This is a genomic window from Trueperaceae bacterium (assembly GCA_023954415.1).
Lineage (GTDB): Bacteria > Deinococcota > Deinococci > Deinococcales > Trueperaceae > JAAYYF01.
This window is the reverse complement of the sequence record JAMLIB010000002.1, coordinates 311945-336528: the sequence shown is the minus strand read 5'-3', so window position 1 is coordinate 336528 and position 24584 is coordinate 311945. Positions and strand designations below refer to the sequence as shown.

General features: G+C 68.8%; 17 protein-coding genes, 1 tRNA gene and 2 rRNA genes. 7 read left to right on the top strand and 13 right to left on the bottom strand.

From position 1 onward, the window contains the following. Window positions 1–11: 11 nt before the first annotated feature. From M9914_03910 to M9914_03885, 6 genes are all read right to left on the bottom strand, one after another. On the bottom strand, window positions 12–770 hold the full coding sequence (locus tag M9914_03910; protein ID MCO5173313.1) for a 5-oxoprolinase subunit PxpA: 759 nt from the start codon (window positions 768–770) through the stop codon (window positions 12–14). 51 nt (window positions 771–821) lie between these two features. Next, on the bottom strand, window positions 822–2789 hold the full coding sequence (locus tag M9914_03905; protein ID MCO5173312.1) for an amylo-alpha-1,6-glucosidase: 1968 nt from the start codon (window positions 2787–2789) through the stop codon (window positions 822–824). Next, complete coding sequence (locus tag M9914_03900; protein ID MCO5173311.1) at window positions 2786–4183, bottom strand: carbohydrate ABC transporter permease; 1398 nt, start codon at window positions 4181–4183, stop codon at window positions 2786–2788. Before M9914_03900 ends, M9914_03905 begins: the two co-directional genes overlap by 4 nt. Further along, on the bottom strand, window positions 4180–5319 hold the full coding sequence (locus M9914_03895) for a sugar ABC transporter permease (GenBank protein MCO5173310.1): 1140 nt from the start codon (window positions 5317–5319) through the stop codon (window positions 4180–4182). Before M9914_03895 ends, M9914_03900 begins: the two co-directional genes overlap by 4 nt. Window positions 5320–5410: 91 nt before the next feature. Further along, window positions 5411–6649: an extracellular solute-binding protein gene (locus M9914_03890; protein MCO5173309.1), complete on the bottom strand. Its 1239-nt coding sequence runs from the start codon at window positions 6647–6649 to the stop codon at window positions 5411–5413. A gap of 119 nt (window positions 6650–6768) precedes the next feature. Next, window positions 6769–7755 carry a LacI family transcriptional regulator gene (locus M9914_03885; GenBank protein MCO5173308.1) on the bottom strand — a complete coding sequence of 329 codons (987 nt, stop codon included), beginning with the start codon at window positions 7753–7755 and terminating at the stop codon, window positions 6769–6771. Window positions 7756–8473: 718 nt separating this feature from the next. Between M9914_03885 and M9914_03880 the strand changes: the two genes are divergently transcribed. From M9914_03880 to M9914_03870, 3 genes are all read left to right on the top strand, one after another. Then, window positions 8474–12068 (top strand): 23S ribosomal RNA (locus M9914_03880). A gap of 65 nt (window positions 12069–12133) precedes the next feature. Next, window positions 12134–12250: ribosomal RNA gene (gene rrf, locus M9914_03875) — 5S ribosomal RNA — on the top strand. An 84-nt stretch (window positions 12251–12334) separates the two neighbouring features. Then, a tRNA-Gly gene (locus tag M9914_03870) sits at window positions 12335–12410 on the top strand. 140 nt (window positions 12411–12550) lie between these two features. On the opposite strand, the gene M9914_03865 is transcribed toward M9914_03870, so the two are convergent. The 4 genes from M9914_03865 to M9914_03850 all read right to left on the bottom strand — a co-directional run bounded on the left by M9914_03865 (window position 12551) and on the right by M9914_03850 (window position 15886). After that, entirely contained in the window at window positions 12551–12781 is a 231-nt protein-coding gene (locus M9914_03865) for a hypothetical protein (GenBank protein ID MCO5173307.1), read from the bottom strand. 124 nt (window positions 12782–12905) lie between these two features. Then, window positions 12906–14576: a hypothetical protein gene (locus tag M9914_03860; protein ID MCO5173306.1), complete on the bottom strand. Its 1671-nt coding sequence runs from the start codon at window positions 14574–14576 to the stop codon at window positions 12906–12908. Next, entirely contained in the window at window positions 14573–15418 is an 846-nt protein-coding gene (locus M9914_03855) for an ABC transporter ATP-binding protein (protein MCO5173305.1), read from the bottom strand. The genes M9914_03860 and M9914_03855 overlap by 4 nt, the downstream gene beginning before the upstream one ends. Before the next feature lie 24 nt (window positions 15419–15442). Continuing rightward, window positions 15443–15886 carry a helix-turn-helix transcriptional regulator gene (locus M9914_03850; GenBank protein MCO5173304.1) on the bottom strand — a complete coding sequence of 148 codons (444 nt, stop codon included), beginning with the start codon at window positions 15884–15886 and terminating at the stop codon, window positions 15443–15445. 96 nt (window positions 15887–15982) lie between these two features. On the opposite strand from M9914_03850, the gene M9914_03845 reads away from it, so the two are divergent. After that, entirely contained in the window at window positions 15983–16513 is a 531-nt protein-coding gene (locus M9914_03845; protein ID MCO5173303.1) for a YceI family protein, read from the top strand. 134 nt (window positions 16514–16647) lie between these two features. Next, the gene (locus M9914_03840) at window positions 16648–17169 is read left to right on the top strand and encodes an NUDIX domain-containing protein (protein ID MCO5173302.1); all 522 of its coding nucleotides are present in this window, start codon (window positions 16648–16650) and stop codon (window positions 17167–17169) included. Between the two features lie 130 nt (window positions 17170–17299). Here the strand turns inward: M9914_03840 and M9914_03835 are convergent, their stop codons facing one another. After that, complete coding sequence (locus tag M9914_03835) at window positions 17300–19123, bottom strand: transglycosylase SLT domain-containing protein (GenBank protein MCO5173301.1); 1824 nt, start codon at window positions 19121–19123, stop codon at window positions 17300–17302. 300 nt (window positions 19124–19423) lie between these two features. Between M9914_03835 and M9914_03830 the strand changes: the two genes are divergently transcribed. Both M9914_03830 and lysS read left to right on the top strand, forming a co-directional pair. Beyond that, on the top strand, window positions 19424–19891 hold the full coding sequence (locus tag M9914_03830) for a GreA/GreB family elongation factor (GenBank protein MCO5173300.1): 468 nt from the start codon (window positions 19424–19426) through the stop codon (window positions 19889–19891). 13 nt (window positions 19892–19904) lie between these two features. Then, a complete protein-coding gene (gene lysS / locus M9914_03825; GenBank protein MCO5173299.1) occupies window positions 19905–21422 on the top strand; it encodes a lysine--tRNA ligase in 1518 nt (505 codons plus the stop codon). Here the strand turns inward: lysS and M9914_03820 are convergent. Both M9914_03820 and M9914_03815 read right to left on the bottom strand, forming a co-directional pair. Further along, on the bottom strand, window positions 21409–22935 hold the full coding sequence (locus M9914_03820) for an FGGY-family carbohydrate kinase (protein ID MCO5173298.1): 1527 nt from the start codon (window positions 22933–22935) through the stop codon (window positions 21409–21411). The two genes, lysS and M9914_03820, sit on opposite strands and share 14 nt — an antisense overlap. After that, on the bottom strand, window positions 22935–24575 hold the full coding sequence (locus tag M9914_03815; protein ID MCO5173297.1) for a fucose isomerase: 1641 nt from the start codon (window positions 24573–24575) through the stop codon (window positions 22935–22937). The genes M9914_03820 and M9914_03815 overlap by 1 nt, the downstream gene beginning before the upstream one ends. Window positions 24576–24584: the final 9 nt, after the last annotated feature.

The window sequence follows — 24584 nt, the reverse complement described above, 5'->3', positions numbered from 1 at the left end:
TTACGTGCCGCTCAGGCCGGTGCGGCGACGGTGAAGCGCGCGCCCGCGAGGCGCTCGCGCACCGCGGCCGCTATGGCGACGGCGCCCGGCGTGTCCGAGTGCACGCAGATCGTGTCGACCGAGAGCGCGATGGTCGTGCCGTCGCTGGTGGCGAGCTCGCGGCCCTCGGCCAGGGCTAGGGCCTGGTCGGCCGCCGCCCCGGCCTCGGTGATGACGGCCCCGCTGCGCCGCCGCGGCACGAGCAGCCCGCTCTCGAGGTAGGCGCGGTCGGCGAAGCCCTCGCGGAGGTGCGCGTGGCCGGCGGTGGCGAGCGCGGCGGCGGCCGGCGAGGAGGCGGGCACCACCAGGCGCAGCCCCTCGCCCAACCGCGCGACCTCGGCAGCCAGGGCCCGCGCGAGGCCCGGGTCGACCGCCACCGCCTCGTAGAGGGCGCCATGCGGCTTGACGTGCCGCACGGCGACCCCCTGGGCGGCCGCGATCCCCATGAGGGCGCCCACCTGGTAGAGGACGTCGTCGATGACGCGTTCGGGGGGCAGCATGAGCGGCACGCGGCCGAAGCCCCGCAGGTCCGGGTACGACGGATGCGCGCCGACCGCCACCCCGGCCGCCGCGCACAGCGCGACCGTCTCGCGCATGATCGTCGGATCGCCGGCGTGGAACCCGCAGGCCACGTTCGCGGAGGAGACGTGGCGCAACAGGCTCGCGTCGTCGCCCGGGCCGAGCCAGACGCCGAAGCCCTCGCCCAGGTCGGCGTTCAGGTCGATCGTCATGGGGTCATGCTAACCCCGTGTCGCCCGGCGGCAGGGCCCGCGGCGCCTCGCTCAGGCCCAGTCGGCCAGGTAGGCGAGCGCCGCCGAGGACCACGCCTGCGGCCTGCACGCCACCGGGTAGGGCACCGGCGGCGAGTCCGTGCGCTCGTAACCGGCCACGAGCTCCGGTGGGCGCAGGTCGGGCTGGCTGGCGGCCAGGTCGAAGAGCGCGTCGCGCAACGTGGAGGCTTGCTCGGTGAAGCCGTAGCGCCGCAGGCCGGCGGCGATGAGCGCGGTGTCGTGCGGCCACACCGAGCCGTTGTGGTAGCTCAGGGGGTTGTAGCGCGCCTCGCGCGTGCCGAGCGTGCGGATGCCCCAGCCGGAGAAGAGCCTGTCCGACATGAGGGTGGCCGCGAGGGTCGGCGCGAACGCCTCCGGCACGATCCCCGTCCATAGGAGCTGGCCCGCGTCGGAAGAGAGGACCTCGAGCGGGCGCTTGTCGCCGTCGAGGGCCAGTGCGTAGGTCCCTAGGTCGGGCAGCCAGAACGTTTCGTGGAAGCGCGCCTTCAACTCGTCCGCGCGCCTGGCGAGCCGCGCGGCCTCCGTCGCCTCCCCGAGATCGCCCAAGCACCCGGCGGCGGCCAGCAGCGCGGCGTAGGCGTACCCCTGGACCTCGGCCACGGCCACGGCCCCCTTCGCCAAGGTGCCGTCGGCGTGGCTCAGCGCGTCGTGCGAGTCCTTCCACGACTGGACGCTCAAGCCGTTGCCGCCCTGGGCGCACGCGAACTCCACGAAGCCGTCGCCGTCGGGGTCGGCGTCGGTTGCCAGCCAGCCGAGCGCGGCCTCCAGGTTGGGGCGGAGCTCGCGTAGGAGGCCAAGGTCGCCGTCGCGGCGGTACGTCTCGTGCAGCAGCACCATGAAGAGCAGGGTCGCGTCGATGCTGCCGTAGTAGCGACCGAACGGCACCTTGCCCGTGCGCGCGAGCTCGCCCTGCCTGACCTCGTGCAGGATCTTGCCGGGCGCCTCGGAGCGGGCCGCGTCGTACCCCCGGCCCTGGAGGGAGGCGAGGTAGCGCAGGGTGCCGCGCGCCATGTCCGGGCGGCGGTCGAGGAGCATCAGGGCGGTGAGGATGGAGTCGCGGCCGAAGGCCGTGACGAACCAGGGGATGCCGGCGGCGACGATGGGGCCGTGCTCGGAGAAGAGTAGGAGGGCCCTCAGGTCTAGGGCGGCGCGGCGCAGCACCGCGGCGTGCGGCCCTCCTTCCAGCAACGGTCCGAACGACTCGAGCCAGCTCTCGTACGCGATGACGTGGCGCGAGGTCGCCGGCGGGCTCGGGTCGCGCGTCTGGCGTGGCGCCGTTGCCGCGCCGACGCCGGCTCCCTGTGCGGCCGCCTCCAACGGGTCGCGAAGAAGCGCGTCGACCGTCAGGCTCACGCTCTCACCCGGACGCAACTCGAGCGTGTACGTGGCGGCCGAGGCGGTCACCTCGCTCGGCGCCGGCGTGAACGTCAGCGTGAGGCCCTGCTCGAGCCCGTCGCTCGCCACATGGTCGAAGCGCACGGAGGCCGCTCCGGGAGCGCGGCAGACGGTCCCACCCGCGAACCGGACCGGCTGCTCGTGCCAACCGCGCGCCTGGAAGAGGTCCGCGAAGTCGGTCTCGAAGGCCAGGGTCAGCGTCACGGTCTGCCGCGCCAACGACGTGTTCGTCACCGTGACGGCGTCCCGCATGGCCGCCGTGGCGATGTCGAGCCGGCGCGCGATGGCCACGACCTGCGTGGGGCCGGCCATCACGGCCACGTGCTGAGCGCAGCGGTCAGGCCGGGGGGAGTGCTCTAGCAGGAGCTGCGCCTCGCGGTCATCGCCCGCCTCTGGCCAGCCGACGCTCCACGCGTAGCGCGACAGGTAGCGCGTGTCGCGGCTGTACAGGCCGTGCTCGCCTCCCAGGACCGCGGCGGCCTCGTTGGCGACGAGGAACGTGTAGTTCTCCTTCAGCACGAGGTTCCGGCCGAACCCGCCGGGCGCTATCTCGGTGAGGGTCACTCCTTGCCACCTCCGTACGAGACGCCCTCCATGAAGTAGCGCTGGAACACGACGAACAGGACGATGACCGGCAGGGCGCTGAGGATGGCGCCGGCGAGGATGAGCCCCCAGTCGCCGGAGTTGCCGTAGACGTTGCGGAACGTGAGCAGGCCGATCGGGAGCGTCTTGACGTCCTCCGGCGTCGTGAGGATGACGAGGGGCCAGAAGAAGTCGTTCCACGCCGCCTGGAACGAGAGGATGACGAGCGCCCCGAGCGCCGGGCGTGCCATTGGCAGCACCACGCGCGCGAAGCGCGACCAGTAGCCGGCGCTGTCGATCATGGCCGACTCCTCGACCTCGCGCGGCAGCGCCTCGAAGAACTGCTTCATGATGAAGACGGGCCCGGCGTTGAGCGCGGTGACGAACAGGAGGCCGGGCAGGCCGTTGAGCAGCGTCGACTGGCCCCATAGCGACGACAGCCCCCAGATGCCGTCGCGTAGGACTAGGTAGTTACTGACGAACAGGACCTGCGTCGGCACCATCTGCGCGAACAGTACCAACAGGAACACGAGGCCGCGGCCGGGGAAGCGCAGGCGCGCGAGCGCGTAGCCGGCCGTCGTGGCGATGGCGAGGGTGACGATCACCCTGAAGAAGGCGTACACGAACGTGTTCGCCGTCCAGCGCAGGAAGAGGCTCCTGCCCGTCGTCACGCTGCGCGCCTCCGTGAACACGCGCCGGTAGTTGCCGAGCAGGTAGCCGAGCGCGCCGGGCGTGATGCTGTCGTACGACGCCACGAGGCCGAGGCGCTCGAGCCGCGTCGGCGGGAGGGTGGCGCTCACGAAGCGCTGCTCGCGCGAGGGTGACTGCACGTCGAGCGGGAGCCGGTCTACGGTCGGACCCTCGCCCGGGTAACCGACCTGCACGTGGTAGGTGACGAGCTCGCCGCCGTCCGCTTGGCGGCGCGCCACCTCGACGACCTCGCCGACCTCCGCGAAGTCGGCCGCGTAGGTTATCCGCTGCACGGCGCCGAGGCCGCCGCCCGGGCGCCTGCGCGGCACGCTCACGCTCGGGGCCTCGGCGGTCAGTCCGTCGGGCACGAAGTAGGTGAGCTCGAAGGCGACGGAGGCGCCGGGCGCGAAACCGCCCCAGAGCGGCGCGCCGGCTCCCTGCCTGCCGAGGCTCGCCGCGGCGGCCCAGTTGGCCGGGGAGAGCTGCGGGCCGAGCAGCTTCGGCGGGTAGGCGAGCGGGTCGGTCTTCACGCTCGACAGCGCCGCGAAGAGCAGCGGTCCCAGGAACACGAGGGAGAACAGGAGCATGACGAGGTAGGCGATCGCGGCGCGCGACCAGCGCCTGCGCGCCTCCCAGCGCTCGCGTGCCAGGCTGGCCGCGGGGGTGGCGGCGGCCGACACGCTCATCTGTCGCCCTCCGCGCGCAGGACCGTGCGCTGGAGCAGCACGATGACCAGGGTGAGCGCGGCGAGGAACATGGCGGCCGCGGACGCGAAGCCGACCTCCGGCAGTTGGGCGCCTGGGAACATGCGGTTGTAGACGAAGTAGGCGAGCGTGATGACGCTCTGCAGCGGCACGGCGCTCCCGAAGATGGCTACCTGGTCGAACATCTGCAGGGTGCCTATCAGCCCGAGCGAGACCACGAGGAAGACGACGGGCTGCAATGACGGGATGGTGATGTGGAAGAACTGCTGCGCGGGGTTGGCGCCGTCGAGCGCGGCGGCCTCGTAGTAGGAGCGGGGCACGTCCTGCAGGGCGGCCAGGAACATCAGCATGAAGGTGGGGATGGTCGTGAACGTGTTCTGCACCATGATGGCGACGAGCGGCATGGGCGCGCGCAGGAAGAACGGCGCCCCGCTCGGCACTTCCTGCCGCGTCTGTAACCAGTTGATGGCGACGGCCTCGGTCCCGCGCGGGGCTAGGTAGCCCAGGAGGGCCAGGCCGGCGGTCGCGGACGCCGCGACGAGCAGCGACACGACCAGGAGGGCCGGGTCGAGGGCCGCGACCGCGCGTTTGGGCCCGGCGTCGGCGACGCCCCGCAAGCGACGGCGCTCCAGCCATACTTGCGCGGCCTGGGCGACCACGGCGACCAGCACGAACGCCGCGATGGTCGGGGCGTTCCTTACGGCGGCCGTCAGGAGGTAGTTGATGCCGCCGAGGCGCTGGAACAGCCAGAGGAAGATGAGGGTGATGACCACGCTGCTCGTCACCGCCGGCATGTAGAAGGCGGACCGGAAGAAGGTCATGCCGCGCACGCGGCGGTTCAGAGCGCTGGCAGTGACGAGCGCCCCGGCCGTCTGGACGGTGGTGACGACGGCCGCGAAGGCGAGGGAGTTCCGCAGCGCGTACAGGAAGTTGTCGTCCTGGAAGAGCGCCCGGTAGTTCTCGAGCCCCACCCACTTGGGGGCGTTGAATAGGTCGTAATCCGTGAAAGAGAAGTAGACGGCGCGCGCGCTGGCGTAGACGAAGAACACGACCAGCACGGCGAGGAACGGCAGCAGGAACAGGAGCGCGGGCAGCAGCTCGCGGCCGCTTCTTCGCATGGCGCTTGCCTCCTCGTGAGCTCGCTCGGGGTTGCTATGGCCCCCTCCGGGCGCCGCTGAAGGGCGCCCCGGAGGGAGAGGGGTAGTAGGGTTACGGCGCCGCGCGCTGCAGGAGCGCCGTGAGCTCGCTCTGCGCCTGGCTCAAGGCCGCCCCGCTGCCGGACGCGCCGGTCATGACGGCCGTCAGGGCGTTGTTGATCGGTCCCATGTAGTCGGTGCCGATGGTGCCGAACTGGAACCCGTACACGTCGCCGTGCGAGGCGCCCTCGAAGACGATCCGGTTGGCGCGCGCCTCGGCGGAGTCCTGGGCGAAGTAAGGGTTGTCGGCCAGCGCCTTGCGGCTGGGGATGGCCAGGCCCTGCTCGAGGATGAACTGCTGCGCCTCGGGGCTCGTGAGGGCCTCGAGGACCTTGACGGCGGCGTCTTGCACCTTGCTGTCGGCGTTGACCGCCCAGGCGACGGTGTAGAGGTAGTTGCCGCTGCGGCCCGTCGTGGGCGACTTCGGCAGGAAGGTCGCGCCGTACGGCAGGTTGGGGGCGTTGTCGCGCAGGAAGCCGAGGATCCAGGCCCCCTCGATGGCGACGGCCGCCTGCTCGCGCGCGAGGCAGTCGCCCGGCCAGCCGGCGCCGAGGTCGGCGGGCTGCGCCGCGGCGCCGCTCGTCACGAGGCCGGTGTAGAAGTCGAACGCCTCGGCGAACGCCGGCGACGTGATGTCGGCGCTACCGTCCGCGTTGAACGTCGTCCAGCCGTTGGCGAACGCGAAGGCCCCGAGACGAGCCGTGTCGGCCGCGATGCAGGCGCCGTACACGCCCGGGTCGAGGGCGGCGACCCTCGCCAGCTTGTCGGAGAAGGTGTTCCAGTCGTCGTCGGCGTTGGGGTACTCGACGCGGGCCGCGTCGAACAGGTCCTCGTTGTAGAAGACGGCGAGCGTGTTGAAGTCCTTGGCGATGCCGTACACGTGACCGTCCTTCGAGAAGACGGCGTTGAGCGTGTCGATGAACGCGCTCGTGTCTACGAGGTCCTCGAGCGCGAGGAGCTTGCCGGTGGCGATGAAGCCGGGGGCCGTCTCGCCGGGCACGTAGAACACGTCGCCGGCCGTGCCGGCCGAGAGCGAGTTGACGAGGACGGTGTTGTAGTCGGTCTCGATGGGCTCGTAGTTGATCGTTATGCCCTGGGCGGCGAGATCGTCGCCGATGACCTCGTCGATGAGGCGCTGGACTATGGCCGGATCCTGTCCGCCGTAGCCCTGCACCCGCACGATGGTCTGAGCGCTCGCCGTGCCGATGGTGACGAGCAGCGCCGCTATCGCAGCCGTGAAGAGTCGTCTCATCTTTGCCTCCTTGGCGTTGCTTGTCGGAGTCGCGGCCCGTGGCCTGCGACGTCCGCCTACCGTTGACCGTGGATGCTGTTCGGCGGCCTTCGCGTCTACCGCCGCTCATCTCCAGCCGTTCACCCCCTCCTCCGCGCCGTCGTCCCGCGGGCCATGAGCTGCACGGGAACCGTCTCGCTCCTGATAGACGCGCCGTGCAGGCCCTCTTCCAGGAGGGTGACGGCGGTGGCGGTGATGTGGGCGATGTCCTGGCGGACGGTCGTGAGCCCTTCCGGGACCCTGAGGGCGTCCGCCACCTCCGGCAGGTCGTCGAAGCCGACGACCGAGACGTCTAGGGGCACGGCCAACCCGAGGTCCTCGAGGGCCGCGATGGCGCCGAGGGCCATCTCGTCGGAGGCGGCGAACACGGCCGTGCAGCCGCAGCCGTTCTCGAAGGCGCGGCGCACGGCCCGGTAGCCGCCGAGCGTGGTGAAGCCGCCGTCAAGGAGCCAGTCGCGCCGCGGGGCGACGCCAGCTTCCCGCAGGGCTTCGAGGTAGCCGCCGTAGCGGTCCTGGAAGGCCTGGTGACCCATCAGGCCGCCTAGGTGGAGGACCTCGCGGTGGCCGAGGGCGAGGAGGTGGCGCGTGGCTTGCAGCCCGCCGTCGTGGTCGTCCGGCGCCACCCACCTCACCCCGGTGGCACGACCGACCAGGACGAAGGGCACGCCCTGGTCGCGCAAGTACGCGAGGCGGGGGTCGTCCTCGTGGGCGCCGTGCAGGATGACGCCGTTGGGCAGCCATGCCGGCAGCCCGTCGCGCCCCGCCGGCACCTCCTCGAAGCGGTAGCCGTCCTGCTGCAGCCGCGCGATCAGGTGTTCGAGGAAGAGCATGAAGAAGGGGGTCAGCCGGCGCGTGCCGCCGGCGAGGCTGAGCCCGATGCGCAGCGGGGCCTTGCTGAGCGCCCGCGCCACATGGTCGGGGCGGAAGGCGAGCTCCTTGATGCTGGCGCGCACGCGCTCGCGCGTCGTCTGGCTCACGCCGGCGCGGCTGTTCAGCACCCGCGAGACCGTCCCGATGCTCACGCCGGCGTGCTCTGCGACCTGCTGGATGGTGGCGCGTTCGTTCACGTTGGAGCTCCCGTGCTTCGCGTGCCCGCTGCTTCGTCACGGCTGCGGGCGGACTCGTGCGGCCGCGCGATGCCTAGCCGTAAGCGCTTACGTTCTATCTTGGGGGAGAGGATAGAGGGGCGCGGAGCGCCTGTCAACAGCAGACGTACATCACTAACTGGACTGGCCTCACTCCATGCGCGCAGTGTCTACCTGCGCGACTGTAAGCGCTTACGAGAGCTGTCGGCCCAGCGATGAGCGTCGCCGTCCGATCCTGAGGGCGGCGCGTCGCAGGGGTTCGGCGCGCCGCCGTGCTCGCGGCGCTGGCCCAGGCCCGGGAAGCGCGTCGCGGCGCAGGTCCTCATGGTCGGCTGAAGGCGGGGCCCGACGAGCTCGGGAGGCGCGCCGCGCCGTCGATCACCCTTCTGGAGGAACCTTGCGGAAGTCCCGTACGGGAGCCGTCTCGCCGGTCGCTCAGCCGGTCGTCGCAAGGGGTGGGACCGGGTCCGCGCTCGGGATCTAGGTGGGGGTGCTTGACACGCCCCGCCACGAAGATGTACTCTAACTTTTGCCGCTCGAAAGACCGGCGAGAACATTGACAGGCGAATAGAAGGCAAGACATCAGGGCTCGGACGGGCTCGTAGTTCCGTCAGGAACGCGAAAACGTACCGGGCCGCGAATCGGGTTTTTTCGAAAACTTGAATCGCGTGTCTGCTCATACACATCAATGAAAGAAATGGGTCAAGTTACTAAGGGCACACGGTGGATGCCTTGGCAGTCGAACCGATGAAGGACGTGGCTACCTGCGATAAGCCTCGGGAAGCTGGAAGCAAGCGTAGATCCGAGGATTTCCGAATGGGGCAACCCAGTGGGGCGAACCCCCACTACCCATGACTGAATACATAGGTCATGTGGAGGGAACCCAGGGAACTGAAACATCTAAGTACCTGGAGGAGAAGAAAGAAACCTCGATTCCCCCAGTAGCGGCGAGCGAAAAGGGAATAGCCTAAACCGACTCCTACGGGAGCCGGGGTTGTAGGACCGGCAACATGGACTCGAGCGTATAGCGGAAGCGCACTGGAAAGGCGCGCCATAGCGGGTGATAGCCCCGTACGCGAAATGCGCGGAAGCCTAGCCGGCACCTGAGTAGCGCGAGTCACGTGGAACCTCGCGTGAATCTACGGGGACCACCCCGTAAGGCTAAATATTCCGACTGACCGATAGCGAACAAGTACCGTGAGGGAAAGGTGAAAAGAACCCCGTGAGGGGAGTGAAATAGTCCCTGAAACCGTGTGCTTACAAGCAGTCACAGCCCTATGCGCATCTTCGGGTGCGAACGGGTGGTGGCGTGCCTCTTGAAGCATGATCCTGCGACTTACTGGTAGTGCCGAGTTTAAGCCGATAGGCGGAGGCGCAGCGAAAGCGAGTCTGAACAGGGCGTTCAGGCGCTATCAGTAGACCCGAAACCGGATGAGCTAGCCATGGCCAGGTTGAAGCTTCCGTAAAAGGAAGTGGAGGACCGAACCCGTTGAGGTTTAAAACTCTTGGGATGAGCTGTGGTTAGGAGTGAAAAGCTAACCGAATCCGGAGATAGCTGGTTCTCCCCGAAATAGTTTTAGGACTAGCCTCGGGGGTTCACCGATGGTTGTAAAGCACTGATTGGGCTAGGGGGCTCACCAGCTTACCAAACCCTGTCAAACTCTGAAGGCCGTCGGTTCATACCCCGGGAGTCAGTCTGCGTGAGCTAACTTTCGCAGACAAGAGGGAAACAACCCAGAACGCCAGTTAAGGTCCCCAAGTCATGGCTAAGTGGTAAAGGATGTGGAGACGCTAAGACAGCTAGGAGGTTGGCTTAGAAGCAGCCATTCCTTTAAAGAGTGCGTAATAGCTCACTAGTCGAGTATCTCTGCGCCGAAGATGATCGGGGCTAAGCCATGCACCGAAACTGCGTCAGTGCAGCTAAGCTGTGCTGGGTAGGGGAGCGTTCCGTAAGCCGTTGAAGCGGTACCGTAAGGAGCCGTGGAGGTATCGGAAGTGCGAATGCAGGAATTAGTAACGATAAGAAGGGTGAGAATCCCTTCCGCCGAAAGCCTAAGGGTTCCTGAGCAAGGGTCGTCCTCTCAGGGTTAGGCGGGACCTAAGGCGAGGCCGAAAGGCGTAGTCGATGGACAGCAGGTCAACATTCCTGCCCCGCCGTCGTGGAGTGATGGGGTGACGCATTAGGATAGGCCAACCGGAGCTATGGCTATGCCCGGCGGCGTGCGAAGTCTGGAGGGATAGGCAAATCCGCCCTCCGCGTAGATGACGTACGTCGGGAAGGTCCTACGGGACTGATAACTGGTTGAATCCACGGTGCCAAGAAAACCCTCTAAACGTTGAAGCGATGGCGCCCGTACCAAAACCGACACAGGTAGGCGAGTGTAAGAGCACTAAGGCGCGCGAGAGAACCCTGGTTAAGGAACTCTGCAAATTTGCCCCGTAACTTCGGGAGAAGGGGCCCCACGTGTAAGGTTGTCCATTAGGATCGCCTGAGGTGGGCGCAGTGAACTGGCTCTAGCGACTGTTTACCACAATCACAGCACTCTGCTAACCCTCATCGGGGATGTATAGGGTGTGACACCTGCCCGGTGCTGGAAGGTCAACGGGAGGCGTGCAAGCGCCGAACTGAAGCCCCAGTGAACGGCGGCCGTAACTATAACGGTCCTAAGGTTAACATTACGCTAGCTTTAGTAAAACCAAACTATATGCGGGAAACTCCTCACAACAGCCACGCGGTACTCGCAGCATAAAGGCTGCAGTAACAATCCACTGGACATGGGGACAATCCGCAGGGAAGGCTTGGTCGTGTTGATCACGCCAAGAACCCTCAGAGACTATACGTTTGGGGTCGTCCGGCCCCGGAGGTATACGTGAAGCTCGAAGCTCAATGGATCGCCGGCTTCGTCGACGGCGAAGGCTGTTTCCACGTCGGGATAGCCAAGCACGACGAGATGACGCTGGGAGTGCAAGTGCTCCCGGAGTTCACGGTGGTTCAGCACGAGCGAGATGCTCAGCTGTTGCACGCCTTGAAGGCGTACTTCGGCTGCGGCGTGGTGCGCAGGAACAACGGTGACCGGCTGGCTTATCGTGTTCGCGATAGGAAGTGCCTGGTCGACGTGATCTGCCCGTTCTTCATGAAACACAGGCTCAAGTCGATGAAGAACGTCGACTTCCTGAAGTTTCGGCGAGTCCTCCTCGCCATGGAAGAGGGTGCGCATCTCACCGCGGAAGGCATCGAAGAGATCAAGCGTATCGCCGATGGGATGAACTAAGGGACGATCAAGATAGAGTCCGGCCCTCCCGGAAACGGGAAGGGGAGAATTCCGAGCGAAATTCCTTGTCAGGTAAGTTCTGACCTGCACGAATGGTGTAACGACTGGAGCGCTGTCTCAACCAGGGACTCGGTGAAATTGAATTGGCTGTATAGATGCGGCCTACCCGCAGCAGGACGAAAAGACCCCGTGGAGCTTTACTACAGCTTGATGCTGACGCTTGGACTGTTCTGTGTAGCATAGGTGGGAGACTGTGAAGCCGGGTCGCTAGACTCGGTGGAGTCATCGGTGAAATACCACCCTGATCGGTTCGATCGTCTAACCTGCACCCGTTATCCGGGTGGGGAACAGCGTTAGGTGGGTAGTTTGACTGGGGCGGTCGCCTCCTAAATCGTAACGGAGGCGCGCAAAGGTTCCCTCAGCACGGTCGGAAATCGTGCGTAGAGCGCAAGGGTATAAGGGAGCTTGACTGCGAGACGTACATGTCGAGCAGGGACGAAAGTCGGCCCTAGTGAACCGGTGGTACCTTGTGGAAGGGCCATCGATCAACGGATAAAAGTTACCCCGGGGATAACAGGCTGATACCGCCCGAGAGTTCACATCGGCGGCGGTGTTTGGCACCTCGATGTCGGCTCGTCATATCCTGGGGCTGGAGAAGGTCCCAAGGGTCCGGCTGTTCGCCGGTTAAAATGGCACGCGAGCTGGGTTCAGAACGTCGTGAGACAGTTCGGTCTCTATCCGCTGTGGGCGTAGGAAAGTTGAGGAGAGCTGCTCCTAGTACGAGAGGACCGGAGTGGACGCACCTCTAGTGTCTTAGCTGTCGTACCAACGGCACATGCTAAGTAGCTACGTGCGGAACGGATAAGCGCTGAAAGCATCTAAGCGCGAAGCCGACTCCAAGATGAGCTTTCCCATCCCGTAAGGGAGTAAGACCCCCGGAAGACCACCGGGTTGATAGGCTGGGAGTGTAAGCGCGGCAACGTGTTTAGCTGACCAGTACTAATCGGTCGAGGACTTGACCATTTCTCGGACTCATTCCGAGATCGGACACCTGATCTTGCCTTCTATAGCCTGTCCCTATCTTTCCTCTTCGTGCTCTTGGCGGCGTGGACCCACCCGAACCCATTCCGAACTCGGAAGTTAAGCACGCCAGCGCCGATGGTAGTTGGGGGGAAGCCCCCTGCAAGAGTAGGTCAGTGCGAGGAGGTTATTTTTCAAGGAGTCGGTCTGAGGTCTCGTGCCTCAGACCGCTCCGTATACGCTGGCCACGCGGCCGGCGTGCGACGCGCGCGGGAGTAGCTCAGCTGGTAGAGCACTACCTTGCCAAGGTAGATGTCGCGGGTTCGAATCCCGTCTCCCGCTCCAAGACAAGCCCGCTCCGTTACCCGGCTAGGCCGGTGCGGTGCGGGCTTCGTTCGTCGTTGCCACGTTCGTCGTTGCTTCGGCTGCTCACCGACGACCGCTGGGCTGCGGCGGACGGCGAGCGGGCCAGGTCGTGCGGCCGTTCAGCCCGGCTTTTTGCCCGACCTGCCGGCGAACACGAGGACCACGCCGGCCACCACGGCGACTCCCGCGGCGATGTCCGGGATGTCCACCGTGCGCTTCTCCGAGGCCGTCACCTCGAGCGGGCCGACATCGAGCTTCGTGGTGTCCTTCGTGTAGGTGATGCTCTTGATGGCGAAACCGACTATGCCGAGCAGGATGAGGACTATGCCGATCACGGTCGTTGGTCGCATGGGACCTCCCTACGTCTCCAGCACTAGGGGCGCCGGGCCGGCAAGTCGCCGAAGGCCTGGCACGGGGACCCGCCGGCCGCATCGTCATGACGCGGGATCGGTGCCGAAGGAGTCGCCGCCTGGCTCAGCCCCCGGGCAGACCGGCTTCCGTCCGCGCGAGCTGCCTTACGCCGAAGGCCAAGGCCGCGGCTGCCGTCCCGACCGTGAGGGCCGAGAGGACCGCGATCACGCCCAGACCCTCGGCGGTCGACCAGTAGGCCGCCCTACCCCCGCCGCTTATCACGAGCCAGGCCGGCCGTGCCAGAAGCGCCGTCACGACCGCCGTGTACGCGAGGGCGAGCGCCATGTAGGCGAACGCACCGGGCGTCATGACGAGCTCGTTCGGGCTGGTGAACTCGAAGCGCGCGTTGGCGGCGCCGAGGCCGACGGCGAGTGCCGTGATCGCCAAGGCGCTCAAACCGGCCGCCAGCGGGGCGCCGAAGGCCAGCACTGGGCTGGCATCGAGCACCTTGCCGGCGGTGATCCCGAGCCCGAGCGCCAGCGCGAGCATGAGCGGCAGGGTGAAGAGGAACTTGGCCAGCACGACGGTGCGCTTGCGGATGGGCTGCACTTGCGAGAGCCAGAACGCGCCGTCGTCGAAGGAGACGCTCGGGTAGGCGACGCGCAGCCCGATGCCGGCAACGATGAAGCCGACGAACGCGATGTTCATGGCCCCGAGGCCGTCGCGGAACTGCTGCGTCGGCACGGGGATGGCCGCGAGGCTCACGAAGTACACCCCCGCCAGCGCGGCCAGGACGATGAGTTGGCTCCACTGCTGGACGTCGCGCATGAACACGCGCGCGTCCTTGGCGATGATGGCGCCCGTCACCCCGAGGCGCCCCACGAGGGCGCGCTCCCACCGGGGGGCGGTCGACCGGCGCCGCGGCGCAGCTACCGGGGCGGCGTCGAGGCTCCTCACCCAGCCCCGCGCGAAGGCCACGTGCGCCAGGAGGCCGGCCAGGCCGAGGCCGGCCGCGCCCGTGGCGAGGAGGACGAGCAGCCCCGCGTGCAGGCGGCCGTCCAGGGCCGCCCAGCTCGCGTTGGCCGCCCAGGCCGGCGGCAGCCAGCCGGCATCGAGGCGGGCGAAGGACGTCAGGAAGCGCTCGAAGGCGTCCGTGTCCTGGTCGCCGAGGCGGAAGAGCTGTTCCGGGCGCAGCGCGCGTAGGCCGAGGAGCGCGACCGCCGCCACACTGACGCTGGCGGCCGTGGCCACCTCGCGCACGCGTCCGGCGGGCGCGACGCGCACCAATACGAGCGCCAGCAGGGCCCCGACCGCTACCGGCAGCGCGTACAGGGCCGAGGCGGCGAGGGCGCCCACCAGGTAGTAGAGGGGGCGGGCGCCCAGCGCCACGCCGATCCCGGCCAGCACGGGCAGGGTGAAGAGCAGCGGGAGGCCGGCGGCGTTCACGAACAACTCCACTACCTTCATGCCGAACACGCGGGCGCGGCCGGTCGGTTGGGCGAGGAGCAGCTCGAGGTCGGCGCTCCCGTAGAGGATGCCGATGCTGGCGACGAGCACGCTGAAGAGGACGGCCGCCATCAGCATCAGGAAGAGCCCCTCGAGGCTGCGCTGCAGGACTACGGGCGCCAGGCGATCGACGAGCGGGTAGGCGTAGAGCCACCGCACCCCGGCCGCCACGCCGCGGAAGATCGCGTAGCCGAGGCCGAGCAGTAGCCCGGAGCCGACCACCAGCCAGGCGGGGCGCGCGGCGAGGGAGCGCAATGCGCCGAGCGCGCGCAGGCGCAAGAGCGTCATGCGTCGCTAGCCGCGCCGCCGTGCCCATCGGGGCCCCCGTGCCCGTCCGAGCCGGCGTCGGCCTTCGCATCGGGAGCGTACGGGACCGGTGCTAGCGCGTCCGACGTTTCCAGGCCAACGGCCTCCGGCTCGGTCAGGAGGAGGAAGAGCTCCTCGAGCGACGTCTCCTCGGAGCGATTCAGCATGGACCGGAGCTCGGTGAGCGTCCCGAGGGCCACGAGCTTGCCGCGGTCTATGACCGCGATCCTGTCCGCGACCTCCTCGGCCACCGCCAGCGTGTGGGTGGTGAGGATCACGGCGAGGCCGTCGGCCGCCAGTTCGCGGAAGAGGAGCCTCACGTCGCGGTGGCCCTGGACGTCGAGCCCGACCATGGGCTCGTCCGCGATGAAGAGCCTCGGCCTGCCGATCAGGGCCGCGCAGAACGCCAGGCGTTGGCGCATACCGTGGCTGAACGTCTCGGTGAGGCTGTCCGCGCTGCGGGTGAGGCGGAAACGGGCGAGCAGGGCGTCCATGTGGCTCTCGGCCACGCTCAGGCCGCGCACGCTCGCCAAGTAGCGCAGGAGCTCGCGGGCGGTCACCTTGGGGTAGAACCAGGCCCGATCGGGCACGAAGCCCGTGAGGGTCTTGGCGGCGATCGGCTCGCGCTCAACGTCGTGGCCGCCGATGAGGATCCGGCCGCCGCTCGGCCTGATGAGGCCGGTCACGCACCGGATGGCCGTGGTCTTGCCGGCGCCGTTCGGGCCGAGCAGCGCCAGCACCTCGCCCGGCCTGGCGACGAGGTCGAGGCCGTCCACCGCCGCGGTGCGGCCGTAACGCTTGGTGAGTCGAACGAGCTCGAGCATCGCGGGCGCCGGCAGCGGCCTTGCCTAGGCGCCGCGCTCGGCGGGAGCGCGGGCCTCGCCCGGAGCCGCCGGCTCGTCCGGGCCGGGGACCGGGCTCTGCGCATCGGCCTCGTACGGTTGGCGTGGGGCTCCGCTCGCGTCGTGCTCCTGGCAGCGGCGCATGTGGGAGCGCGCCCAGGCGTCGATGGCGGCGATGATCCCTTCGAGTTCGCGCCCCGACTCGGTCAGCTCGTAGCGGGTGCGTGGGGGCATGGTCGACTCGACCGTCTTGTCGACGATCCCGAGGCGCTCCAGGTGCTCCAGGCGCTGGGACAGGGTGGTCGTGTTGGCCCCACCCACGGCGCGGCTCAGCTCGTTGAAGCCGTGCGGGCCCCGGAGCAGCGCCCGTACGATGTGCAGGACCCACTTCTCCTGGAACAGCTCGATGGAGCTGTAGACGGGGCACCAGACGCCGGCCTCCGAGCTCATGAGGGGCATGTTAGCACCTGGAGTGCTTGGGATGTTATTGCGCTTGACATTCTGGAGTGCTACATGTGATGATGCGACCTCGTTAAGGAGCTTCACATGAGCCTAGCGCTAGACACCACCCACAGCGGCATCGAGTTCTCCGTTCGTCACATGGGCCTCGCCACGGTGCGCGGTCGCTTCACGAAGTTCGACGTCAAGGCCACGGCCGACGCCGCCGGCATCCCTACCTCCATCGAGGTGGACATCGACGCCGCGAGCATCACCACGGGCGTGGAGGGCCGCGACAACCACCTCAGGAGCCCCGACTTCTTCGACGTGGCGAGCTACCCCACCATCACGTTCCGCTCGACCGCCATCGAGCGTAAGGGCGACGACCTCGAGGTGCATGGCGACCTCACCATCCGCGGCATCACCAAGCCGGCCGTGTTTCACACCGAGGCCACCGGCTTCATGAAGGACCCCTGGGGCAACCAGCGCACGGCGGCCGAGGGCACGGGCAAGATCAACCGCGCCGAGTTCGGCCTCACCTGGAACCAGGCCCTCGAGACGGGCGGCCTCCTCGTGAGCGAGGACGTCAAGTTCAGCTTCTCCGTTCAGCTCGTCGATCAGGCCCAGACCGCGGCCTGAGCCGGCGCGGCGATAGCTGAGCCTACGGCGGCGGGCGTTCGGGTGGGCCTTCGCGAAGGACTCGCCCGACCGCCCGCCGCTTCGTGACCGCGGCCTAGGACCGTCGGCCCCGCTAGCGGTTTAAGCTCGGTTCGATGGCAGGTCGAGGTTCCAGCCGGCTCGAGATAGGCTCCCCCGCCTCCCCCGAGGCCCTCGACCTGTTCGCCGCCACGGCGGGCGCCGACGGCAGGCGCGTGGTCGTGGGCGCGCTCGTCACGGACGGCGCCGGCCGCATCTACGTGCAGCGCCGCAGCCTCACGCGCGCCGTCTTCCCGGGGTGCTGGGACCTGGTGGGTGGGCATGCCGAGGCCCGCGAGAGCGTCCTGGGGGCGCTCGCCCGGGAACTGCGCGAGGAGACGGGCTGGACCCTCGACGAGGTCGGGCCGGTGGTCGAGGTCCTCGACTGGGAGGCCGGCGGGGTGGCGCGCAGCGAGGTCGACTTCCTCGTCACGGCCACGGGCGACCTGCTCAGGCCGCGCCTGGAGCCGGACAAGCATAGCGAGGGCCGCTGGTTGGCGGCCGACGAGCTGGCGGTGCTGCTGGAGGGGCGGAAGCCCGACGACCGGTGGGTGCACGACGTCGTGGCTCGGGGCTTCGCTCTGCTGCGCAAAGGGTAGGCCCGCTGCCTAGCTCTGCTCAGCGGCAGGTATGTTCGCAGTCCGCTCTGCCGCACCGTGACTGGGCCCGCTCGCGTCGCCGCGCCGCAGGCGGGCCCGTCGCTTCGGACCGCTTGGCGCCGGGTGAAGCCTACTCGCCCCGGTCGGCCAGCAGCGAGGCCCAGTCGGCGCCGTCCGCGCCCAGTCCGGGGTAGAGGACGCGGTAGACGGCCAGGTTCTCCGACACTATCTGCAGGTACTCGCGCGTCTCGCTGCGGTCCATGAGGCGGTAGAAGTCGTCGCGGTCGCCCTTGATGACGTCGCCCTCGAGGGTGCGGCGGACGTAGCCCTGGCCGCCGTTGTAGCTGGCGATCACGAGCTCCTCGTCGCCGGAGAAGTAGTTGAGCAGCCAACGGAGGTAGGTGGCGCCGTACTCGATGCTGGAGACCACGTCGAAGGGGTCGCCGGGCTGCTCCTTGCGCAGCTCGGCTAGCCAGTCCCAGGTGGTGGGCACGACCTGCATGAGCCCCTGCGCGTTGGAGCGCGAGACGGCCACGGGGCTGAACGCGGACTCCTGGCGCATGACCGCCCAGATGAGCGCGGGCTCGAGGTCGTTGTCGAGCGCGGCGGCCCTCACGGTGGCCGGCCAGGCGGGCGGGTAGGCGAGGCGCCATACCCGCAGGTCGTCGATGCCGGCTCCCAGGAGCGCGCGGGCGGCGCGGACGCTCTGGCGGTACTCGTCCAGCCCCTGCAACGCCTCGCTGAGCTGGAGCACGGCGTAGACGTCGCCGGCCGCCTCCGCGTCGCGCAGCCCGAAGAGGAGCTCGCCCACGGCGGAAGGCTTGTCGCCCGAGCCGACGAGGTAGGAGGCCAGGGTGAGCGTGGGCGCGGCCAGCTCGGACGCCGTGCCCAGGATGGCGGCGCGCGTGTACTCGCCCACCGGGGCGGACGTCGGGTCGGGTGCGGCCGGCAGGCCGCCGAGCTTGAGCGCGAAGAAGCTCCCGAGCGGGATCAGGTCGAGCGCGGCGCGTTCGGCCCCGGCGTCGCCGAGCCGCTGGGCGAGCACGTAGGCACGATAGGCGGCGTCGTCGGCGTACGCGCTGCCGCCCCGCGCGAGCTCCAGGTAGATGGGGATGGCGTCGGCGTAACGCCCCTGCGTCTCGAGGTAGTCGGTGGCCAGCCAGATGTAGTCGGCTCTACCGGTGGCGCGCAGGTAGTCGACGGCGGCGTCCGTGCGCCCCGCCCGGTTGGCGAGGAGGCCGAGGCCGTAGTCGCCCGCCTGGCCGAGGGCGGCGAAGGCCGCGGTTGCCGCGTCGTCGCGCCTCAGGTAGTAGAGGCACCACGCTCGGCCGAGGGCGGCCGTGGCGTTGCCGGGGTCGGCGGCGAGCCACGCGTCGTAGGCGGCCAGCGCCTCCTCGTAGCGGCCCAGCGCACGCAGGGCCGGGGCCTCGATGGATGGGGCGGCGAGCCCGTCCAGCGCCTGGAGGGCCTCCTCGTTCCTCCCCGCCGCGAGGAGGCCGTTGGCTCGCGCGTACGGGTCCTGCTCCAGGCGTAGGAACGCCGCGAGCGCGGTCGGGTCGGGGAGCACCTCGCGGTAGGCGGCCACCGCGACCGCCGTCTCGCCGGCCGCCTCGGCCAGTTCGCCGTGCATGAGGTCCAGGCGCAGCTTCTCGGCGCGCAGCAGGGAGTCGGGCATACGGAGCTCGAGCACGCGCTCCAGGGCCCTGAGGCGCAGGCCGGCGCTCAGTTGCGGCCAGGCGGAGAGCTCGACTGCGGCCAAGTAGGCGGAGTAGCGGTCGCCCCCGAAGGCCAACCGCTCGAGCGCAGCGGCGTCGCCCATGGCCCGCGCCGCGTACAGCTCTTGGTACGGCTCCAGCGGGGCGATGGTGATGGAAGAGTCGGGCGCGGCGGCCCGGCCGTGGAGGGTGAGCGCGACGAGCGCCAAGCCGACCAGGACGATGCTGCGCAACGACATGAGCCAAGTTTAAGCAGCCGGGGAGTGTGCAAGGTGAAAGGAGGTGGCCGCCGTGCGTTCGCGGCCAGCGTCCGGCCGCCGTGCGGGCACGGCCAGCGTCCGGCTGCCACGCCGGCGCCGGTGGTGTGCGGCGTCCGGGAGCGCGTCGGGGAGCGGTGAGCCACGATCGCCCGTTCTCATCGTGGTGGGGTAGACTGGAAAGACAGTTGGGAGCATGACGGCTTGTCCTCGTCGCAGGGCAAGCCGCTTGCTAACGGTCCCTAGTTCAACTCACGAAGTGAGCGTTTGAAGGAGAACCACATGGCGAGAGTTCGCATCACGCCTGAGGGCTACGAGCGCCTCAAGGCCACGCTGGAGCAAGAGTACGCCCGTTTGGAAGACGCCACGAAGATCCTGCAGGAGCTGACCGGGTCGTCCGACGACTACGACGACACGGGCCTGGAGGACGCCAAGGCGGAGAAGGTGCGCATCGAGCTGCGCATCGACGAGCTCGAGCAGCAACTCAAGAGCGCCGAGGTCATCGAGACGAAGGGCCGCGGCCACGTCGACTACGGGAGCGTCGTGACGCTCACCCAGGTCAAGTCCGGCGAGACGTTCAAGGTCCAGGTCGTCTCCCCGGTCGAGGCGGGGGTCCTGGAGGGAGACGTGCCCAAGGTCTCCGACGCCTCCCCCCTCGGCAAGGCCCTCATGGGCCGGTCGAAGGGCGAGAAGTTCAAGGTCGCCACGCAGGCCGGCACCGACGAGTACCACATCGAGTCCATCAGCTGAAGCGGCGAGCGCGATGAGCGATAACCCAGACAGGCGGCCGGAGCAGCGCTCGCTCAACGAGCAGCGCGACCAGCGCCTGCGCAACCTCGAGGCGCTCGCGGAGCGCGGCTTCGAGGCGTACCCGTACGGCTATGCGGCTACGCACACGGCCGCGCGCCTGCACGAGCTGCACCCGGCCCCAGAGCCGGGCGAGAGGCTCGGCGACGAGCGCGTCGTCGTTGCCGGCCGCGTCATGCTCCTGCGCATGCTCGGCAAGCTCACCTTCGCCGCGCTGCAGGACGGCTCCGGCGGGCGCATCCAGGCCTCCTTCCAGAAGGACAAGCTGGAGGCGTACAACGCGCTCAAGAAGGTCGACCTGGGCGACTGGCTCGAGGTGGGCGGCACGCTGTACGCCACCAAGACGGGCGAGCTTACGGTCGACGCCGACGCGTTCAGGCCCCTGGTCAAGAGTCTGCGGCCGCTGCCTGACAAGCACCACGGCCTCACGGAGAAGGAAGCCCGGTACCGCCAGCGCTACCTCGACCTCATGGTCAACCCCGAGGTGAAGCGCGCCTTCGAGCTGCGCGGCAAGGCGACGAGCTACATCCGCCGCTACCTCGACGACCTCGGCTTCCTCGAGGTCGAGACGCCCGTGCTGCAGGCCGTGCCTGGCGGCGCGGAGGCGCGCCCGTTCGTCACCCACCACAACGCGCTCGACTACGACTTCCACCTGCGCATCTCGCTCGAGCTCTACCTGAAGCGCCTGATCGTGGGCGGCTTCGACGCCGTCTACGAGATCGGCCGCAACTTCCGCAACGAGGGGATCAGCTACAAGCACAACCCCGAGTACACGATGCTCGAGCTGTACTGGGCGGGCAAGGACTACCTCGACATCCTCGCGCTCGTCGAGACCATGTACTCCGGGCTCGTGCGCGAGCTGCTCGGCACCACGAAGCTCACCTACCAGGGCACGGTCCTGGACTTCACGCCGCCGTGGCCGCGCGTCGACTACACCGGCGAGCTCGCCAAGCGCGCCGGGTTCGACTTCGACCCGCTCGACGAGGCGCGCCTGCGGGCATGGACCGCCGAGAAGCACCCCGGCGCCGCGGCGGGCGAGCTGCCGCTGGCGCAGCGCCCCCTGAACCAGCTCTTCGACAAGCTCTACGACATCTACGTAGAGCCCAACCTGGTCGGACCCGTGTTCGTCATGGACCACCCGGAGGCCATCAGCCCGTTGGCCAAGCGCCACCGCAGCCGCCCGGGCCTGGTCGAGCGCTTCGAGCCGGTGGCCGTCGGCATGGAGCTCGGCAACGCCTTCAGCGAGCTGAACGACCCGCTCGACCAGCGGGAGCGCTTCGAGCGCCAGCAGGCGCTGCGCGACGCCGGCGACGAGGAAGCGCAGATGCTCGACGAGGACTTCCTGACGGCGCTCGAGTACGGCATGCCACCGACCGGGGGCCTGGGCCTCGGTATCGACCGGTTGGCCATGTTACTGGCCGACGTGCCCAGTATCCGGGACGTGATCCTGTTCCCGCTCCTCAGGCCGGAGTAGTCCGGTCCCGCTGCCGGCTCGCCAGGGCGTGAACCACCGGGGCCGTCCCCGCGTACAGCCTCAGGAAGTCCCGGTAATACGGTTCGTAGCGCTCCGAGTCCTCCGGCACGGGGCGCACCTGGTCCTTGATCCTGACCCAGCCCGAGAGATCGGCGCGCTTCAGGACGCCCGCCGCGAGGCCTGCCAGGAACGCGTCGCCGTAGCTCGCCCCGAGCGTCACTTCGGGCACGAGCTGCGTCTGCCCGCTCACGTCGGACACGATCTGCAGCCAGGTGCTCCCGCGGGCCCCGCCGCCCACCGCCACGATGCGCTTGGGCGTTGCGCCGAGCGCGGCGAAGGTCTCGAGGTTGTGCCTGACACCGTAGGCGACGCCTTCGAGTAGGGCCCTGAACAGGTGCTCGCGGGTGTGGGTGAGGTCGAGGCCCGCGATGACGCCGCGGGCCAGCGGGTCGTTCAGGGGAGTGCGCTCGCCGCTGAAGTAGGGCAGCAGCACCAGGCCGCCGCTTCCGACCGGCACGCTGCCCACACCTTGGAAGAGGCGTTCGAACGCCTCTTCCGGCGGCAGGTCTCGGGCCAGTTGGTCGCGGAACCAGTGCGTCAACGAACCGGTGGTGGCCATGCCGGCCGCCAGGGCGTACTGGCCTGCGAAGGCGCCGGCGGTGGTCCAAGTCCGCGGGTCCGGCACCGGTGTGGGCAGCACCAGGATGAAGAACGTCGTCGAGCCGTACATGATCATCAGGTCGCCTGGTTGGGTGGCACCGACGCTGACGGCCTCCGCGAGCGCGTCGACGGCGCCGACCGCCACGGGCGTGCCCGCCTTCAGGCCGGTCTCGGCGGCGGCCGCGCGCGTGACGAGGCCCGCGAGTTCGTCGCTCCAGCCCAGGCGCGGCAGCAGTTCCAGGGGCGCCACTGCCGCGGCGTAGCGCTCCGACCACTCGAGTGCCGCGATGTCCATGAGCGGCATGTAGTGGCTGGCCGTGTGACGGTCCATGACGTGCTCGCCCGTGAGCCTGGACACGAGGTAGCTGCTGGCGGTCGTGAGACGCTTCGTGCGCTGCCACACGGTGGGTTCGCGCCGCTGCAACCACCGGATCTTCGGCCCGATGGCCTGACTCGTGAGCGCCATGCCGGAGAACTCGAAGATCTGCTCCGCTCCCAGTTCCCGGTTCAGCAGCTCGATCTCGTCGCTGGCGCGCGTGTCGACGCCGTAGAGGATCCCGGGGCGGAGCGGGGCACCGTCGCGGTCGAGCGGCAGGAGGCATGGCCCGATGGCGCTGACCGCCACGCCCGCCACGTCGGCGCCGGCGTAGGGGGCGCCGTTCAGCAGCTCCCGGCAGATGACGCGCGTGTCGTGCCACCAGACGGCGTCCGCGTCCTGTTCCGCCCAGCCCGGCTGGGGGAACGACACCCCGTGCTCCACCACGTGGCTCTTCAGGACGGCGCCGTTCAGGTCGGTGAGCACCCCCTTGGAGGAGTAGGTGCCCACGTCGATGCCGAGGAGGACTTCGGCCATCAGTCGACACCCACCTGCCCGCAGAGGTGGACGGCGAGGCCCAGCTCGTCGAACGCGGCGGCCTTGGCCGCCAAGGCCAGGTCGGCGTCGTTCGCGGTCGGGGCGTACGCCACCTGGAGGTGGTTCGCTCGGTGGCGCGCCATCATCTGGTCGCGCGTCACGCCGTCGAGTACGGCGTGGAGGATGGGCCACTCGGGGTTCGTGGCCGCGCGCCTGCGTTCGGTCTCGGCGTCAGGCAGGTCTACGCCACGGCCGCGGCCCAGGTCGACGTGTAGCCGGCCACCCATGAGGTAGACGCGGCTCCAGACGAGCTCACCGGCCTTGCCCACGCCGGAGAGCGTGCTGCCGCCTCGTGGGAAGAAGACGGCCGGCTGGCGCAGCCCGGTGGCGCCGCCGTAACCGCCCCTCAAGTGCGAGGCCGGGACGGCGCCGGAGATCTCGAGGACCCACACGAACGCGTCAAGGTCGTCGGCCGCGAAGCGTTCGCCCCAACGGAGGTCGTGGAGCGTGTTGGCCTCGTCGAAGCCGAGCCGACGCCACACGCGGTTGGTGACGAGCGCGTCGACGGCGGCGCCCTCGTCGACCTCGTTGAAGTGGGGGAGGGCTTGGCCGGCGTAGAGCTCCTCGCCCGTCGCGGCGTGCCTTACGGGTGGCCGGTCGACGTTGTTGAGCAGCCCCTCCACGAGGTCGCTCGCGGCCACCATGTCCTTGAGGCCCTGCTGGTACTGGATGCCCACGGCGTCCAGGCCGAAGGCGTGCGCCATGCGCACCACCGCGACGTACATCTTGAGTTGCTCGAGGACCTGCTCCTCGGTCAAGTCGGTGGTCGGGTCGCTGCCGAAGTCGAAGCGCATGCCGCGACCCCGCAACCAGGTGAGCGCAGCGCGTGCCTCGGCTTCCGGCACGCCCCGCATGGCCGCCACCAGCGCCGACTGTGACAGGCGCTCCTTGTAGATCCCGAGCGGGTTCAGGTACTCGTCGTCGATGATGGCGTTGTACATGCCCATGCAGCCTTCGTCGAAGACGCCGATGATGACCATGCGTGCCTTCAGGTCGGCCGCCACCTGCCGGCCAAGCTCGACGGCCTGCGGAGGGAGGGCGGCGGCGTTCAGCGGGCGCACGTGGCTCTCGTCGTGCGTGACGCGGCCCGTGTCCAGCCATTCACGCAGGCCGCGTAAGAAGGCCGCGTCCTCGAACCGTTCGCTCCACAGGCTGCTGTAGGGCACGCCGGCTTTCGTGAGGGAACCGTTCAGGTTGAGGAGTCCCACGAGCCCGGGCCAGGTGCCGCTCCAGTTGGCGACCGTGAGTATGGGGCCGCGGTGGGCGCGCAGGCCGGCTAACACGTGGTGGCTGTACTGCCACACGGCCTCCGCCACGACGACGGCGGCACCGGTGGGCACGTGCTGGAACACGTCCATGCCCATGCGTTGGCTGCTGATGAAGCCGTGGCCCTCGTCCGGATCGAACGCGTGGGCGCGCACGACGGTCACGCCCTCGGCGGCTAGCGCCCGCCCCAGGGCCTCTTCGAGCGCCTGCTGCGCGGGCCAGCCCGCTTGGTTCGCGGCCAACCTCAGGTCGCCGCTGGCGACGAGGTGCACCTCGCGGATCCGGCCGCTCGGGTTGCCGTGGCCGGGCGTCATCGCCCCCGC